The organism is Legionella maceachernii, from assembly GCF_900167045.1.
Lineage (GTDB): Bacteria > Pseudomonadota > Gammaproteobacteria > Legionellales > Legionellaceae > Tatlockia > Tatlockia maceachernii.
Genome location: NZ_FUXJ01000016.1, coordinates 1 through 15,900 on the forward strand (window position 1 = coordinate 1; position 15,900 = coordinate 15,900).

Here is a 15,900-nt window from a genome sequence, read left to right on the forward strand (position 1 = left end):
TAATGGTACTCTTTACGTAGGCTCTACGTCAGACATCATTAAACGAACTTGGGAACACAAAAATAAAGTCATTCCTGGTTTCACTGCTCAGTATAACGTACATATGCTGGTCTATTATGAAGCACATGAATTATACGTTGAAGCAGCACGACGTGAAAAACGTTTCAAAAATTGCCAAGACAATGGAAAATAAATTTAATAGAGAAACTAAACCCTGAATGGCGTGACCTGTATGAAGAAATTTGCCAATGATTTAGATCGAATGGATGCCGCGGACAAGCCGCGGCACGTAGGCGGCAGGTGAATTGTCAACAGACCCTAATCAATCATAAAGAGATTTAATACGTAGTAATGTGTTCATTTATTTGTTATGAGTAAAAGAAAAAACGTTAATCCCTGAGATTATTCTTTGGAAATAGCAAAAGAGCTTAAAGCCAAATTTAACTGAGTGATCAATTCATTCGGTGACATTTCTCCCACCAGCCGTAAATGGGTTAGCTCGTTTCCTAGCCCATTAAGGAATAAAAAAGTAGGGGGAGCAACGACATTAAATTGACTCAGTAGCGCTCTCTCTTGTGCTCTGTTTTCTGTGATATCCACCTTGACCACAATAAAGTCTTTTAATGCTTCTTTGACTTGAGGGTCGTTGAAAACGGTGGATTCCATCAGCTTACAAGAGGTGCACCAATCAGCATAAAAATCGAGCAAAATGGGTTTGCCCTTGGCCTTAGCAATTGCTTTTTGCAATCCGGATAGAGTTTTTACAGTTTTATTGGGTGTTGTTACTGTTGCCGTATTCGCAATTTGTAAACTGGCTAAGGGTTGCAAAGGATTGGTTGCTCCCATACTGGCACCTATTAAAACCAATAAACCATAAACCAGCAAAATGATGCCGAACCCTTGGCGGAATTTATCCAAGTTAGTCAGAGCGCGAGTAAGTGCTCCGCAATAAATGCCTGAGAAAACAAGCAGACTTGCCCATAAAGCCATACTCAAAGGCCCAGGTAGAATACGCTCTAAAAGGAATAGAGCGACAGCGAGTAATAAGACACCAAAAAATGACTTAACCGCATTCATCCATTTACCCGCTTTCGGCAGCCATTTTCCTGCCGAGATACCAATGACTAGGAGCGGTGTTCCCATACCAAGGCCTAGAAAAAATAAAGCAGAACTCCCCAAGACAGTGTCCCCAGTGTGGGCAATGTAACCTAAAGCCCCAATGAGCGGTGCAGTCACGCAAGGCGATAAAATGAGCGTGGATAGACAGCCCATAATGGCAGCACTAATGTAATGGCCGCTTGATTGACTCTGGCTCACATGGGCTAATTTGGCTTGCCAAGAAACAGGTAAACGCAAGTCATAGAATCCAAACATGGATAGCGCTAGCAGGATAAAGACCAGGCTAAATAGACCAATGACCCAAGAGGTTTGCATCACTACTTGCAAGTTACTGCCAATCTTCGCGACAAGAGCTCCTGCTATTGCATAAGTAAGTGACATGCTTAGGACGTAACTTAAAGAAAGTAGAAAGGCTTTGCGGAGAGATAGATCGTGCCCATGACCAACAATAATCCCTGAGAGCACCGGTACCATGGGTAAGACGCAGGGCGTAAAAGAGAGGAGTAAGCCAAAACCAAAGAAGCTCAGAATGACAATGGCCCAATGATGATCAAGAAAAACCGTTTCTATTGGGTCATTTTTGTCATTGGGTTGCTCTGGTACTGTCGCTTGTTGTGCTTCTAGAGCATTGGTTTCCATGCTCACATCACTCAATGCCAGGTTCTTATCAATGGTTAGTTTAATTTGTTTGGTTTCGGGCGGGTAACAAAAACCATCATCGGCACAGCCTTGGAATTGTACATTAATGAGACTTTCTCCGGGTTGTTCGCCGAGAATTGCTACAGGCAAAGAAAGCTGGTTGCGATAGACGGTGTACACTCGTCCCTGCTGATCAGTTTTTTGGGTTGCGGCAGGAAAACGAATCGTTCCTAAATGTGTATTGCTATTGGATTCTTCGGTTAATTTAATGCGATCACGATAAAGGAAATAACCGGGTTTCACTTGCCAATTGATGACAAAAGTGTTCGGATCCACCCGTTTTGTTTCAACTTGAAAGACTTCGGAGGCGGGAAGCGGTGTAGCATAGCTAACAATGGAAGCAATCCAGAATAGTATAAATAAAAACCATTTCTTCATGGTATGCCTTTCTTGTCTGTAAAATAGGTGACCATTGTAGTTCCCAGAATAAAAAAAACCAAAATTTTTTTTACTTTTCCCCTTGAAAGTTGCATTGTTGACCCCATTTGGCATGTCATCAGCAATGCATCGAGCGGTGCAGAGCTAAAAAGTCAGAGCTTACTCTGAGAATTATAGGCGATAATTAAAATCAGGAGAGAACAAGTATGAAAATTCGTCCTTTACACGATCGTGTTGTTGTTCGTCGTATGGAAGAAGAGCGTACCACAGCAGGTGGTATTGTTATTCCAGATAGCGCTACCGAAAAACCAATGCGTGGTGAAATCATTGCAGTTGGCCCTGGTAAAGTGCTGGAAAACGGTGATCTTCGTGCCTTAGCCGTTAAAGTGGGTGATGTCGTTCTGTTTGGTAAATACTCTGGTACAGAAGTCAAGATATCCGGCCAAGAAGTGGTTGTGATGCGTGAAGATGACATCATGGGCGTGATTGAGAAGTAATTTTAGATTAAGGAGACTGTAAGAATGGCTAAAGAATTACGTTTTGGCGACGATGCTCGTCAACAAATGCTTGCTGGTGTAAACGCATTGGCTGATGCAGTTAAAGCAACAATGGGTCCAAGTGGACGTAATGTTGTTCTGGAAAGATCATTTGGTGCACCTACTGTAACAAAAGATGGTGTTTCTGTTGCAAAAGAAATTGAGTTTGAAAACCGCTTCAAAAATATGGGCGCCCAAATGGTGAAAGAAGTGGCTGCTAAAACTTCTGATGCGGCTGGTGACGGTACCACTACTGCTACTGTATTAGCACGCGCTATCGTGGTAGAAGGCCACAAAGCGGTTGCAGCGGGTATGAACCCAATGGATTTGAAACGCGGTATTGATAAAGCAGTGGCTGCTGTAACCAAAAAATTGCAAGACATGTCTAAGCCTTGCAAAGATGGCAAAGCAATTGCACAAGTAGGTACCATTTCTGCGAATTCTGATCAAGCAATCGGCTCTATCATCGCTGAAGCAATGGAAAAAGTAGGGAAAGAAGGCGTTATTACTGTTGAAGATGGCAATAGCCTTGAAAACGAATTAGCTGTTGTTGAAGGGATGCAGTTTGATCGTGGTTATATTTCTCCTTACTTCATCAACAATCAGCAAAACATGAGTGCTGAGCTTGAGCATCCTTATATCCTCTTGGTTGACAAAAAAATCTCAACCATTCGTGACATGTTGTCCGTATTGGAAGGGGTTGCTAAATCAGGACGTCCTCTGTTGATCGTTGCTGAAGATGTGGAAGGTGAAGCATTAGCTACTCTAGTAGTTAACAACATGCGTGGTATTGTTAAAGTATGCGCAGTGAAAGCACCTGGTTTCGGTGACCGTCGTAAAGCGATGTTACAAGACATTGCTATCCTCACTGCAGGTGAAGTGATTTCTGAAGAAGTAGGTACTAGCTTAGAAAGTGCTACTCTCGACAGCTTAGGCACTGCAAAACGCGTTGTTGTGACCAAAGAAAACACTACCATCATTGATGGTGAAGGCAAAGCAGCGGACATCAATGCGCGTATTACGCAAATTCGTGCTCAAATGGAAGAAACCACTTCCGATTACGATCGCGAAAAATTACAAGAGCGCGTTGCGAAATTAGCTGGCGGTGTTGCAGTTATTAAAGTAGGTGCTGCCACTGAAATCGAAATGAAAGAGAAAAAAGCTCGTGTAGAAGACGCTCTCCATGCAACTCGTGCTGCAGTAGAAGAAGGCATTGTTGCGGGTGGTGGTGTCGCATTAATTCGTGCGCAAAAAGCATTAGACGGCTTGAAAGGCGAAAATGCTGATCAAGACATGGGTATTAATATCCTACGCCGTGCGATCGAATCTCCTCTTCGCCAAATCGTAGCAAATGCTGGTTACGAGCCTTCTGTCATCGTTAACAAAGTGGCTGAAAGCAAAGATAACTTTGGTTTCAACGCAGCTACTGGCGAATACGGTGATATGGTTGAGATGGGTATTTTAGATCCAACTAAAGTAACTCGTACTGCATTACAAAACGCAGCTTCTGTTGCTAGCTTAATGCTGACTACTGAGTGTATGGTTGCTGATCTACCTAAGAAAGAAGAACCTATGGGCGCTGGTGATATGGGCGGCATGGGTGGAATGGGCGGTATGGGCGGCATGATGTAAGCCTTCCATTTTGCTCAAAACTTAAAACCCGCCTTTTGGCGGGTTTTTGTTTTTGAGGCATTTAGTTAAGAAAGATAGACCAACGGGAAAATAGAATTAAGTGCGTCTTGCATAAACTGCAATGGATAAAATGACTAACCCCATTCCTAGACCTTGTAAGTAACTCAACTGCTCTCCAAGGATTAACCAAGCAAGCATCACGGTCGCTACCGGCATAATCGCTGTCGAAAGTGAGGCCATGGTTCCATCGACGCGTCGTGCGCCAAAATACCAGAAAACATAGAATAAACCCGAGCTTAAACCCAGGAAGATAAGAATTAACCAGGTTGAGGCAAAGAGCATTAAAGGATTAAAGGAAAAAAAAGGAATAAAGAAAAGTAAAATAACGGCATTAATCGCATTAATCACCGACGAAATTAAAAAAACTGGGAGCCGATTAACATGAAGCTTACACAACACATAATAAGTGGCTTCAGGAAGCAGGGAGAGTAAGATAATGGCATCGCCAAAAAAAGAATGATGTAAGCCAATCTTATGCCATTTATCCCATGCAATCACTAAAAGCCCAAGCGTTGCAAAGAGGATACAACCCCCTTTTTTCTTGGAGATCTGCTCTTTAAGAATGAGCCAACACATCAATGCAATGGTGGCAGGTAAGGCACTGGTGATAATGCCAGCAACATTAGCGTCGGTATAGTGTAATCCCAGAAGCATAAGGCAATTGAATAGCACACCTGCAGTCAAAGCCTGTGCAAAAATAAAATACCAATCTTGGCGGTTAAGTTGCGAAAAATGGTGGCGAAGACTAAGTCGCTTCGCAGGGGTTAGCCAGTGGAGTGGGAAAAGAATGAAAGCAGCTAGGACAAAACGCAGTGTGAGAATAAAAAGAAGAGGCAATGAAGAGACAAGGCATTTGGAGAAAACAATATTCAGCCCGACCATGAGTTGTGCAAGGATAAGGAAACAAATTCCTTGTAGAAAAGAATAGCTTCTGTTTTTTAACATAATAACTCTCAGCCAAAATGCGGATTTCCTGCAAAAGCATATCAGTTATCCAGAAAAGGATGCTTATCTTTTTTGCGCATAGTGTTTGCATTCAGCGTCATCTCACGCCATTGAGAGGGCGTTTGACCGAAGGCTTGTGTAAAACTTCGGCTAAAGGCAGCTAGATTTTCGTAGCCAATTTGATAAGCAATTGAGGCGATCGAAAGGTTCTCTGTGCTAAGAAGCAATTGCGCTCGCAAAAGTTTTTTCTTTCGCCAGTAGTCTGCAATCGTTTGCCCTGTCATTTTTTTAAATCGTCGTTGCAATTGGCTAATGCTGAGATGACAGAGCTGTGTTAGCCCCTCGATATGAATAGGCGCTGCAATGTGGTTGTCGATCCACTGTTTCACTAATAATACTTTATTATCGAGCACTGGTGCTAAAACTTGCGAGACCAATTTGAATAACAGGTTTTGTATTAAATAATCGGAAAAACTATCCTTCTCTTCTTGCAACAAGTAGCTTTGCGTAAAATGCAAGAATTTTAGAGTAGTGGTGGTTAACGTGAGAAACGCCGGAACCAAATTTGCATTAAACAAAGCGTTCGGTGTCGTCAGGTCGGCAATCAAAAACAGATTTTCTCGGCTAGCGGCAAAACAATGGATCGCACCAGGTGCGATAAAGGCGGCAGTGTTGCTATGGACAACACCTGAATAAACACCGTTTTTAAGTTCCATAATGCCGTTAATAGGTAAAACAAGTTGAGCAAAATCGTGGCTATGGCTACAATGCTCTGTTGCATATGAACGCAGAGATAAGGGTCGCTGATCAGAAATCATGAGAGTCAACTTTTAGCCCAATAAATAAATTAATTGATTATTATATCACCAACAATACCTAAATATGGTATAGTATGTCTTTTTAGCCGTCTATAGGATTTGTTTGTATGTCATCTTCTGATAAGTCTAATTCCAAAAAAATTAAACCCAATCATGAAGGCGCTTCCCGCGCTGTACGAATAGAGGTCTGCTACAAGATAGCAGAACGAGAGTCTTTCTTTGATGAAAAGGCAATAAAGGATAGTGATCACATTAGAATTCAATTGCCCGAAGGCTTTCTTTTAGTGTGATCTGCTGTTTAAACCGCACGCCACAAAGAATCCAGAAAATATTGCTTCGAGTCAGTAAAATTTCTGACAATTTCAAATCCTGTGGTGCGGGCCAATTTAGAGACTTTGGAAAAAGTGTATTTATGCGACGACTCCACGTGAATTGCTTCAAATTCTTTAAATTTAAATGCTTTTTTTAAAGCCTCAATATAAACAATCTGCGCTTTATTGCTGACGAGATAGCTCTCCATTCTTTTTAAATAAACATTGTATGTGCCATAATGATAAAACGATTCAATATTGAAGTTGGCTCCGAGCTCATGATTCATACGTCTTAAAAGATTTAAGTTAAATTCTCGGGTAATTCCACCCCGATCATTATAGGCTTGCATTAGCACATCAATGTCTTTAAGTAGATCAAAACCTATAAAGACATAGTCGCCTGGATGAAGAAAATTTCTCGTCATACCTAAAAATTCTTTTGTGGAATTCAAATCAAAATTGCCTATGCTTGAGCCTAAAAACAACACCAAATTGCGCTTTTTAGAAGTAGAACTTAACCATTTTATGCCATTCAAATAATCCGCATTTAGGGCTACGGTCTCAAGATGAGGGAGTTGCTGATTAAACTGCTCGATGATTTGAGTGAGGTATTTCTTTGAAATATCGATGGAGTAGTAGCTAAAAGATAAATGGTCAGTCAAAAAATAATCGATAAGTAGACGTGTTTTTATTCCTTCACCAGGGCCTAATTCAATAAGATTAAATTCTTCATTTTTTAATAAGAGGGATAAATCCTTTTTATAGTGGTCCAAAATTTCCAATTCGCAATCAGTCAGATAATAATCAGGATGATGGGTAATTTGGTTAAACAGTTCGCTGCCGTATTCGTCGTAAAAATATTTCGAATTGATTTCTTTATGCGCTTTTGAAAAACCAACGAGAACATCATGAGCAAATTCTTGTTTTTCATCATGAAAAAAGTTGACGTCATCGACAGCTAGAGTTTTAAATTTAGCAGACATGGTTTTCCCCTCTAATTATCCTTCGCTAAGCGAATTCCGCCAAACTGCCAGCGTTTTTCTGGTTGAAAAAAATTGCGATAACTTGCCCTAATGTGCGATTCCGGTGTAGCGCAACATCCTCCTCGTAGTACCATTTGGTTAGCCATAAATTTGCCATTGTATTCACCTAATGCACCCTCTAGAGGCGCATAGCCTGGATAGGGTTGGTAAGGGCTTGATGTCCATTCCCATAAATCACCAAAAAATTGTTGAGGTTGTGCTTGATTTTGGAGTGCTGATTCGGGATGGAATAGACCTTTTTCCATGAAATTATTATGGTGAGGTGTGATGTTTTTAAAGCGAACAAAATGTTCCCATTCTGCTTCTGAAGCCAATCTTGCTCCACGCCATCTTGCATAGGCATCAGCCTCGTAATAACTCATGTGACTGACAGGTTCTGCGGGATTTAATGGAATGAGTCCATGCAAACTAAAAAGATGCCACTCATTATCCTGGTTATGCCAATATAAGGGGGCTTGCCAATGGTTCTTTATAACACAATCCCATCCATCGGAGAGCCACCAGCGAGGCTCTTTATAACACCCAGCTTCAATAAATTCCAAATATTCTTCATTAGTGACTAATCGAGAAGCGATAGCATAGGGTGTTAAGTAGGTTTTGTGGTACGGACGTTCGTTATCAAAACAAAAATTTTCTCCACGGTAGCCGATTTCAACAATTCCCCCTTCCATATCAACAAAACTTAGTTTGGCCGGGGTGAGAGAAGGAGAGGCTTGCAGTGGATGGGATTGGTAAATAGGAAAATTGGGGTCATGAGAAAAATTATGTTTAATATCCATTAACAAGAGTTCTTGGTGTTGCTGTTCGTGATGAAGTCCAAGTATTACCAAGGGTTGAATTTCATTAAGCTGTAGGTCTGATATCTCTTCTAGCAAACTTAGCATATGGACATCAACGTGGTTGCGATAGGCATAAATGGTTTCCACTGTCGGTCTTGATAATAAACCACGTTTCGCCCGTGGATAGGGATGACCAATCGCTTGATAATAAGAGTTAAATAAATAATGAAAAGAGGAGTCGAACGGTTGGTAGTTGGCCAACCAATGCTTAAGAATAAATATTTCGAAGAACCAACTGCTGTGTGCCAAATGCCATTTAGGTGGACTGACGTCTTCAATGCTCTGAATGACATAATCTTCAATCGTCAGTGGTTGACAAAGATTCTCAGTTTGCTGACGCACGATTTTAAAGGCCTGGATAAGTTCCTTTCTCATTGAATGACCTAACATACGGGACATTAAATTAAAGTATAGTCGGATTTTAAAAGAGTGAATTTTTATTTAAATCAAGTAGGTTGGCCTTAGCGCTACCTGATCATACTGAATCTTCTACACACCCTTGAAAACCAGTCCAACTCAGTTCTCGATCTCCTGCGGCTTGTCCTGCGCTAAAAGGCTAGACTTCACGGACAAGCCGCAGGGCGTAAGGAAGAGGTATTAAGAAACAAAGGATAATCATAGGCGAATTGGTTAGGGCGAGGCTCAACCACTGCTAATTTAACTCTTCCAGAGCATTGACAGCTTCTAGCCATTCTTCCTCAGCCTGTGCTGACTCTTGTTGCAGGGTGTTTTGTTGTTGCAGTAATGTTTGCAATTTTTGTTGTTGTCCGTCTTCATAAAGCGTTAAATCCGCTAAGGTCTCATCTAGTTTAAGGAGGCGTTGGTGCAATAAATCCACCGTTTGTTCCAGTTTCTTTATACGATTTTGTAAGGTTTTTTTCTCTCGATAGGAATTGGTGTTGGGAGCTTGTGGCACTTCTTTGTTTGATTCCCTGTTTTGTAACCACTGGTGATAATCTTCCAAATCACCTTTGAAAGGCTTAACGTGCTGCTGATAAACCAGATAAAAATCGTCCACGGTTGTGCGCAAAAGATGGCGATCATGAGAAATCAATATAAGAGCACCTTCATAACTTTGCAGCGCAATTTCTATGGCTGAACGCATGTTAAGATCAAGGTGGTTGGTGGGTTCGTCAAGCAGCAAGAGATTTGGTTTTAACCAGACTAATTTGGCTAAAGCTAACCTTGCTTTTTCTCCCCCTGAGAAATGATGGATAGGCTTTAGTGCCATGTCACCAATGAAATTAAATCCGCCCAAATAATCACGAATGGTTTGTTCTCTGGTTTCAGGAGATAACGCTTGAATGGTTTCTACAGGGCTCAATTGATAATCCAATTCGTCCAATTGGTGTTGGGCGTAATAACCAATTTGTAAATTTGGAGAGCGATGGATAGTTCCAGACAGAGGGGGAAGGGCACCGGTTAATGTTTTAATTAAGGTTGACTTTCCTTCGCCATTGGGGCCGAGCAAAGCAATCCTATCACCTGGGTTGAGAACCAAGTTGATTCTATTTAATACGGCTGCCTTATCCTCATAACCCGCTGATACGTGATCACAGCGAATGAGTGGGTTGCCGGCACGGGAACAAGGGTAAAACTGAAAAGAAAAAGGAGAATCCACTTGCGCTTGGGCAACAATATCCATTTTGGCAATCGCATTCAGTCGACTTTGAGCTTGTTTAGCTTTCGACGCTTTGGCACGAAATCGATTCACATAGGTCATGAGATGATTTATTTTTTGCTGCTGCTTCTCGTACACCAGTTGTTGCAAAGCCAGTTGTTGTGCGCGTGTTTGTTCAAAACGGCTGTAGTTACCACTGTATAAATTGATGGTTTGTTGCTCTATATGAACAATATGAGTCACAAAAGCATCCAGAAATTCGCGATCATGGGAAATCAAAATAATGCTGCTGGGGCTTTGCTTAAGCCATTTTTCCAGCCAAAAAATGGCTTCCATATCTAAGTGGTTCGTGGGTTCATCAAGTAATAAGAGGTCTGCCGGATTCATTAAGCAGCGTGCAAGATTCAATCGCATGCGCCAGCCCCCTGAAAAGCTATTGACAGGAAGATTTTGTTCTTCGGCTTTAAAACCTAATCCTGCCATAATGGTCGCTGCTTTTGCGGGTTTACTGTAACCTGATGTCTGAGTGAGGCGTTCATGGCAAGCCAAGACTACACCGCCATTACCCTCTGTTTCTGCTTGGGCCAAACGTGCAAGCAAAGTGATGTATTCTTCATCCCCTGAAAGGACAAATTGGAGTGCGGGCTCAGTATTCTCAGGTAATTGCTGAGAGAGATGGCTAATACGCAATTGCGGATTAATTAAACATTCACCGGTATCAGCAGTTAGTTCACCTAAAATCAAACTAAATAAGCTGGATTTTCCACAACCGTTATAACCTACTAAGCCAACTTTTTGTTTTTCATAGATCGTTACATTTGCTTTATCGAGCAGGACTTTATTACCGCGAGAAAGAGTAACTTGATTTAAAGATAACATGGTTTAAGTACAAAAAAATTTACTGTCGCTATTTTAGCACAGGATATATACCCGTGATCTTTCAAAATGCTAGTTTTTGGACGACTTGTTTTTTTTGGCTGGGACTATTTTAAAAACGAGTAATAGCAACCCTTATTGGGAGTTTTTAAAATAGTCCCGGGCGGAAAAAGCAATAGACCAAAAATAGCGTTTTGAAAGATCACGAGTATATAGAGTATCGTCATTAAGATTTATCATTTCCACATCACATTACATCTATTTTTACTCGCTGCTTTGAGCATATTGATTAATGGCAAAGCTCTATGAGCCAGGCTTACAGGGTCATCTTGAAAGTCATCTTCTGCTGTTGGGGATTTTTCGGTTTCGTTTTGCTTGGATTGTGCAACCCCTTGCTCTAAACGCGCTAAAGCATCTGGAACTTCTTCGGCCACAATGGCACCTGGAACAGTGCCACTGTGGCCCATCAGGGTGAGAAGTCGTTTTGCTACGTGACCAAACATGGTGATATTTTCATAAGCATCGCAGGAGAAAGTGACTAACATAATTATTCCCTTATTTTTAAGCCAATTATTCTAAGGTTAGGGTAAAATTGAATGAAAGCAAAATGGTTTTGTCTCGCATAGCCAAACTATTTATAATATACCCCCCATCAAGTTGTCAGGTTGTAAATGAATAAACAAGATTTTTATTTTGACTTACCCGAAGAATTGATTGCGCAATACCCTCTACCGAATCGAAGTGATTCTCGTCTGCTCGCTTTTGATCGTCAAACAGGTCTCTGCACGCATCGTCAATTTAAGGACATCATTGATTTTTTGCAGCCCGGTGATCTGCTAGTGATGAATAATTCAAAAGTGATCCCAGCCCGATTACATGGCCATAAAGCAAGCGGGGGGAAGGTTGAATTATTGGTTGAGCGCTTATTGGCTGAAGATTCCTTTTTGGCGCATATAAAAGCCAGCAAGGCACCTAAGGCTGATACGATAATCCATCTGAATAAAGACTGGCAACTCAAAGTCATTTGTAAAGTGGATGATTTATACCACTGTAGGGTGTTGGGTAATGCGGAGCAGATGTTAGAAGAAATCGGGCATATCCCCTTGCCACTTTATATTAACCGCCCTGACGAATCAGTGGATGCTGAACGTTATCAAACTGTTTACGCGCTGCATAAAGGTTCAGTGGCTGCACCCACCGCTGGGTTGCATTTTGATCAAGCATTACTTCAACGCTTGAAAAATAAGGGAGTGAATATTGCATACTCGACTTTGCATGTAGGGGCAGGCACTTTTCGGCCGGTACGCACCGATGCGATCAAAGATCACAAAATGCATAGCGAACAGTTTACGGTGAGTGAGGCGCTTTGCCAAATCGTCAATGAAACCCGCGCAGCGGGTAAGCGAGTGATAGCGGTCGGCACCACATCGATGCGAAGTTTGGAAAGCGCGGCAGAAAACGGTATGCTTAAACCTTGCAGTCGCGATACGGATATCTTCATTTATCCAGGGTATCAGTTTCAAATCTGCGATGGGCTCATTACCAATTTCCATTTACCGGAATCCACACTACTCATGCTCGTTGCGGCTTTTATTGGTCATGCACAAACAATGATGTTGTACCAAGAAGCAATCGCCCAAAAATACCGTTTCTTTAGTTATGGCGATGCCAGCCTCTTGCTTTAAGCTAAAGGTATCCTTCATGAAGCATAAAAAGAAAACTTATTTTATCCCTGTCGTTACTTCCAAGGCTGGGACTTGTTTAACGTTGAAAAATTGGCAGGAGGTAGGAGCCGAAGGCTTATCTTATCATTTGCATGAACTACTCATGAAACCGGGGATGGACTTGCTGCATGATTTGCCTGATTGGCGAAGTTTTTGTGGCTGGCAAGGCACCCTTGTTCTCAATGCCAGTTTGATAAGTAGAGATAACAGTGGTATTTATGCCATCCGGTCCCATTTTGATGGCAGTGTGATACGTATCACCGAGGATGAGCTTTTTTCAATTGTTCTAAAATTAAACCCTGATGTCGTTATCTTCCCCTCTTGTTTTCTGGCTTACCTCACACGATCCAGTCAATCAATACCGAGTGGGCTTAACGTATACATTGCGCAGGATGATATTTCATCCACTTCGGGTGTAACCGATTTTGGTTGCTATTTGGCTTATGATCAAAAAAAACCATTCTCTGATTTTTTAAAATGCGTTAAAAAATACGAGGAGAAATCCGTGTACCTGGCAGGTGAATTTGATTTATTACAATTGGAAGAATTAGTCGCGCAAGGATTTTGTTTAATTGAGTCAGATAAACCAGCCAATGATGCCATCAAGGGCAAAATTTACACTCTTCAAGGGGATATTGCTATACTGGAGCCGCTGATGGCTGAGCAGCATGACGTGATTGATGCAACTTGTGGTTGTCCTACTTGTGAACAAGGGCTTACCAGAGCCTATTTACACCATTTATTAGTGCAAACCCCGTTGCTTTGTCAACGGTTTTTAATTCAACATAATGAGTATAATTATTTACAAGCGAGGCGATCGATAGAACTCAGCGAAAAATAAAATGAATCAAAGTCGGCTGGACTAAGGCCCAACCGAGCAATAATTTGACCTATTTTGAATTGAGTTTAGATAAAATCGCCTTGAACATGAAAAATTTAGGACGGGACTTCATTTACGTGAGGTTGAAATCTCGCTATGATGTCACGCTACCTAACAGGCCCTTATTTTTATCGGTATAGGAAGCAAAAAGAGATGCCTCTGGATGGCATTTAACAGCGAATTGAGGAGATTGGTATGAGTTTTTTGATAAGTGATGCGATGGCTGCAGGCACCGCAACTCCAGCAGCGGCACAACCTGACGGAACTTTTTCGCTGATCATGATCGCAGCTATTTTTGTAATCTTTTATTTTATGCTGATAAGACCACAAAATAAACGCGCAAAAGAACATCGCGAAATGGTGGGTAACTTGAAAAAAGGTGATGAAGTCGTCACATCAGGCGGGATACTCGGCAAAGTTGTGAGTATTGATGAACAATACATCAAAGTGGCTCTTGCTGAAGGCGTTGAAGTGACTCTACAGCGTGGCTCAGTGAGCGCAGTTTTACCTAAAGGCACTATAAAATCCCTTTAAGTTTGGTACTGGGAAAAGCACATGCAGAATAAATATCCTCTTTGGAAAAATCTAATGCTGATTGCTATTACGGTAATCGGCCTAATGTACGCGATACCTAATTTATACAGCGAAGATCCTGCGGTGCAGATTTCATCGCAGGCCTCTGTTGATCTAGAACAGTTAAAGCAGCAAGTTGAGACTCTTTTGGATAACGCCAAAATTCCCCATTATCCCATTACTGCATCTGGTGATCATCTGGAGGTTCGCTTTAACACGCCCGATACCCAGCTAGTGGCACGAGACCTCATTAAAAATGGGTTAGGTTCTCAATACACTGTGGCACTTAATCTTGCTCCTTCCACACCAAAATGGTTTAATCGCATTGGTGCAGAGCCCATGAAACAAGGGTTGGATCTCCGGGGTGGTGTTCACTTCCTTTTAGAAGTCGATGTTGATAGTGTCATTAATCGCCGTTTTGAAGGATTAATGAAGGGAATAGGCCAAAATTTGCGCGAAGCGGGCATACGGTACGCGGGAATTCGTTATATCGCCGATAAGGGAATTGAGATTAGTTTTCGCTCTCCAGACATTATGAATAATGCTGCTGCTGAAATTAAGGAAAAATTTCCTGATGCCATCCTAACTAAATCTGAAATTACCAGTACTATCACGATTTCATTATCGCCTACAGAGTTAAATTCAATTCGTCAAAATACCATCGAACAGACGATGAGTATTCTACGTAATCGGGTTAATGAACTGGGCGTTGGTGAGGCCGTGGTGCAACAACAAGGTGCAACTCGCGTTGGGGTTGATTTACCCGGTATCCAAGATGCAGCACGAGCTAAGCAAATTCTTGGTGGTACCGCAACCCTAGAATTTCACTTAGTGGATCAAGACAATGATGCGCAAATTGCCAAGCAGACTGGCGCTGTGCCCGTCAATGATAAGCTCTATATGATGGATGGGCGTCCAATCTTACTCAAGCGCCAAGTTGTTTTAAGTGGGGATTCAATCACCAGTGCTGTTTCAAGTTTTGATCAGCAATCTGCGACGCCTGCAGTCCAAGTTCAATTGGGTGGCGGCGGAGAGAGTTTCTTCACCAAGATTACGCGTGAAAACATTGGTAAGCGAATGGCGATTGTTTTTGTCGAAACCAAGACAACAACGCAAACGATCAACGGGGTAGAGCAGCGCTCGACCCATCGTGAAGAACGTGTGATCTCTGCTCCTGTTATTCAAACTGCTTTAGGTAACAGTTTCCAAATTACTGGTTTGGTTGATAGTAAAGAAGCAAGTAATTTAGCGCTATTACTGAGAGCAGGTGCATTGCCTGCAGTCATTTATCCGGTGGAAGAACGGACCGTGGGCCCTTCACTAGGTAAAGAGAATATTCACCGGGGTTTGGTTTCGCTGCAAGTAGGGATGGGGTTAATCTTGATCCTGATGCTAGTCTATTACCATTTCTTCGGTCTAGTCGCTAACATTGCGTTATTTATCAATTTAATTTTACTTAGCGCATTAATGTCCATTATTGGTGCCACACTCACTTTACCGGGTATCGCAGGTTTCGTGTTAACAGTGGGTATGGCTGTCGATGCTAACGTGCTGATTTATGAACGCATACGCGAAGAGTTGCGTCATGGCTTATCGCCCCAGGCTGCCATTCACGCAGGTTACGATCGCGCATTCTCAACCATTATTGACGCGAATGTCACAACACTGATTGTGGGTATTATTTTGTTTGCTGTGGGCACTGGTCCTGTGCGTGGTTTCGCGGTAATTCTTTGTTTAGGTTTACTCACCTCGATGCTAACCAGTATCACTTATACCCGAGCCATCGTAAATTGGTATTACGGTAGCCGTAATGTAAAAAAATTATCGATTGGTATTTAAAACGAGG

14 protein-coding genes and 1 pseudogene are annotated in these 15,900 nt (G+C 41.9%); 8 read left to right on the forward strand and 7 right to left on the reverse strand.

Features of this window, described 5'->3' with window-relative positions:
• A pseudogene (locus B5D33_RS16390) lies at positions 1 to 252 on the forward strand (GIY-YIG nuclease family protein); the annotation flags it as partial.
• Positions 253 to 402: 150 nt separating this feature from the next.
• On the opposite strand, the gene dsbD reads toward B5D33_RS16390, so the two are convergent.
• On the reverse strand, positions 403 to 2,196 hold the full coding sequence (dsbD, locus tag B5D33_RS12995; RefSeq protein WP_058451789.1) for a protein-disulfide reductase DsbD: 1,794 nt from the start codon (positions 2,194 to 2,196) through the stop codon (positions 403 to 405).
• Between the two features lie 206 nt (positions 2,197 to 2,402).
• Between dsbD and groES the strand changes: the two genes are divergently transcribed.
• Complete coding sequence (gene groES / locus B5D33_RS13000; RefSeq protein ID WP_058451788.1) at positions 2,403 to 2,693, forward strand: co-chaperone GroES; 291 nt, start codon at positions 2,403 to 2,405, stop codon at positions 2,691 to 2,693.
• A gap of 24 nt (positions 2,694 to 2,717) precedes the next feature.
• Positions 2,718 to 4,364, forward strand: a complete 1,647-nt coding sequence (groL, locus tag B5D33_RS13005) for a chaperonin GroEL (RefSeq protein ID WP_058451787.1) — start codon at positions 2,718 to 2,720, stop codon at positions 4,362 to 4,364.
• 96 nt (positions 4,365 to 4,460) lie between these two features.
• Here the strand turns inward: groL and B5D33_RS13010 are convergent, their stop codons facing one another.
• Positions 4,461 to 5,369, reverse strand: coding sequence for a DMT family transporter (locus B5D33_RS13010; RefSeq protein ID WP_058451786.1), 909 nt, complete (start codon positions 5,367 to 5,369; stop codon positions 4,461 to 4,463).
• A gap of 41 nt (positions 5,370 to 5,410) precedes the next feature.
• Complete coding sequence (locus B5D33_RS13015; protein ID WP_058451785.1) at positions 5,411 to 6,187, reverse strand: AraC family transcriptional regulator; 777 nt, start codon at positions 6,185 to 6,187, stop codon at positions 5,411 to 5,413.
• A 107-nt stretch (positions 6,188 to 6,294) separates the two neighbouring features.
• Between B5D33_RS13015 and B5D33_RS13020 the strand changes: the two genes are divergently transcribed.
• A complete protein-coding gene (locus tag B5D33_RS13020) occupies positions 6,295 to 6,477 on the forward strand; it encodes a hypothetical protein (RefSeq protein ID WP_058451784.1) in 183 nt (60 codons plus the stop codon).
• An 8-nt stretch (positions 6,478 to 6,485) separates the two neighbouring features.
• On the opposite strand, the gene egtD is transcribed toward B5D33_RS13020, so the two are convergent.
• The 4 genes from egtD to B5D33_RS13040 all read right to left on the reverse strand — a co-directional run bounded on the left by egtD (position 6,486) and on the right by B5D33_RS13040 (position 11,422).
• Positions 6,486 to 7,481 carry an L-histidine N(alpha)-methyltransferase gene (egtD, locus tag B5D33_RS13025; RefSeq protein ID WP_058451783.1) on the reverse strand — a complete coding sequence of 332 codons (996 nt, stop codon included), beginning with the start codon at positions 7,479 to 7,481 and terminating at the stop codon, positions 6,486 to 6,488.
• A gap of 11 nt (positions 7,482 to 7,492) precedes the next feature.
• Positions 7,493 to 8,755, reverse strand: coding sequence for an ergothioneine biosynthesis protein EgtB (gene egtB, locus B5D33_RS13030; RefSeq protein WP_202972388.1), 1,263 nt, complete (start codon positions 8,753 to 8,755; stop codon positions 7,493 to 7,495).
• A gap of 277 nt (positions 8,756 to 9,032) precedes the next feature.
• The gene (locus tag B5D33_RS13035) at positions 9,033 to 10,880 is read right to left on the reverse strand and encodes an ABC-F family ATP-binding cassette domain-containing protein (RefSeq protein WP_058451781.1); all 1,848 of its coding nucleotides are present in this window, start codon (positions 10,878 to 10,880) and stop codon (positions 9,033 to 9,035) included.
• 233 nt (positions 10,881 to 11,113) lie between these two features.
• A complete protein-coding gene (locus B5D33_RS13040) occupies positions 11,114 to 11,422 on the reverse strand; it encodes a DUF1840 domain-containing protein (RefSeq protein WP_058451780.1) in 309 nt (102 codons plus the stop codon).
• A gap of 126 nt (positions 11,423 to 11,548) precedes the next feature.
• Between B5D33_RS13040 and queA the strand changes: the two genes are divergently transcribed.
• The 4 genes from queA to secD all read left to right on the forward strand — a co-directional run bounded on the left by queA (position 11,549) and on the right by secD (position 15,893).
• Entirely contained in the window at positions 11,549 to 12,562 is a 1,014-nt protein-coding gene (gene queA, locus B5D33_RS13045) for a tRNA preQ1(34) S-adenosylmethionine ribosyltransferase-isomerase QueA (protein WP_058451779.1), read from the forward strand.
• A gap of 16 nt (positions 12,563 to 12,578) precedes the next feature.
• A complete protein-coding gene (locus tag B5D33_RS13050; protein WP_058451778.1) occupies positions 12,579 to 13,442 on the forward strand; it encodes a tRNA guanosine transglycosylase family protein in 864 nt (287 codons plus the stop codon).
• A gap of 234 nt (positions 13,443 to 13,676) precedes the next feature.
• On the forward strand, positions 13,677 to 14,015 hold the full coding sequence (gene yajC, locus B5D33_RS13055; RefSeq protein ID WP_058451777.1) for a preprotein translocase subunit YajC: 339 nt from the start codon (positions 13,677 to 13,679) through the stop codon (positions 14,013 to 14,015).
• A 21-nt stretch (positions 14,016 to 14,036) separates the two neighbouring features.
• Complete coding sequence (gene secD, locus B5D33_RS13060) at positions 14,037 to 15,893, forward strand: protein translocase subunit SecD (protein WP_058451776.1); 1,857 nt, start codon at positions 14,037 to 14,039, stop codon at positions 15,891 to 15,893.
• Positions 15,894 to 15,900 lie beyond the last annotated feature (7 nt).

What these genes read in the sequence shown, in the direction of transcription:
- B5D33_RS13010 (WP_058451786.1), bottom strand. Translation starts at nt 5,369, where the DNA reads ATGTTAAAAAACAGAAGCTATTCTTTTCTACAAGGAATTTGTTTCCTT.
- egtD (WP_058451783.1), bottom strand. Translation starts at nt 7,481, where the DNA reads ATGTCTGCTAAATTTAAAACTCTAGCTGTCGATGACGTCAACTTTTTT.
- egtB (WP_202972388.1), bottom strand. Translation starts at nt 8,755, where the DNA reads ATGAGAAAGGAACTTATCCAGGCCTTTAAAATCGTGCGTCAGCAAACT.
- yajC (WP_058451777.1), top strand. Translation starts at nt 13,677, where the DNA reads ATGAGTTTTTTGATAAGTGATGCGATGGCTGCAGGCACCGCAACTCCA.
- B5D33_RS13015 (WP_058451785.1), bottom strand. Translation starts at nt 6,187, where the DNA reads ATGATTTCTGATCAGCGACCCTTATCTCTGCGTTCATATGCAACAGAG.
- secD (WP_058451776.1), top strand. Translation starts at nt 14,037, where the DNA reads ATGCAGAATAAATATCCTCTTTGGAAAAATCTAATGCTGATTGCTATT.
- queA (WP_058451779.1), top strand. Translation starts at nt 11,549, where the DNA reads ATGAATAAACAAGATTTTTATTTTGACTTACCCGAAGAATTGATTGCG.
- B5D33_RS13020 (WP_058451784.1), top strand. Translation starts at nt 6,295, where the DNA reads ATGTCATCTTCTGATAAGTCTAATTCCAAAAAAATTAAACCCAATCAT.
- groES (WP_058451788.1), top strand. Translation starts at nt 2,403, where the DNA reads ATGAAAATTCGTCCTTTACACGATCGTGTTGTTGTTCGTCGTATGGAA.
- B5D33_RS13040 (WP_058451780.1), bottom strand. Translation starts at nt 11,422, where the DNA reads ATGTTAGTCACTTTCTCCTGCGATGCTTATGAAAATATCACCATGTTT.
- groL (WP_058451787.1), top strand. Translation starts at nt 2,718, where the DNA reads ATGGCTAAAGAATTACGTTTTGGCGACGATGCTCGTCAACAAATGCTT.
- B5D33_RS13035 (WP_058451781.1), bottom strand. Translation starts at nt 10,880, where the DNA reads ATGTTATCTTTAAATCAAGTTACTCTTTCTCGCGGTAATAAAGTCCTG.
- B5D33_RS13050 (WP_058451778.1), top strand. Translation starts at nt 12,579, where the DNA reads ATGAAGCATAAAAAGAAAACTTATTTTATCCCTGTCGTTACTTCCAAG.
- dsbD (WP_058451789.1), bottom strand. Translation starts at nt 2,196, where the DNA reads ATGAAGAAATGGTTTTTATTTATACTATTCTGGATTGCTTCCATTGTT.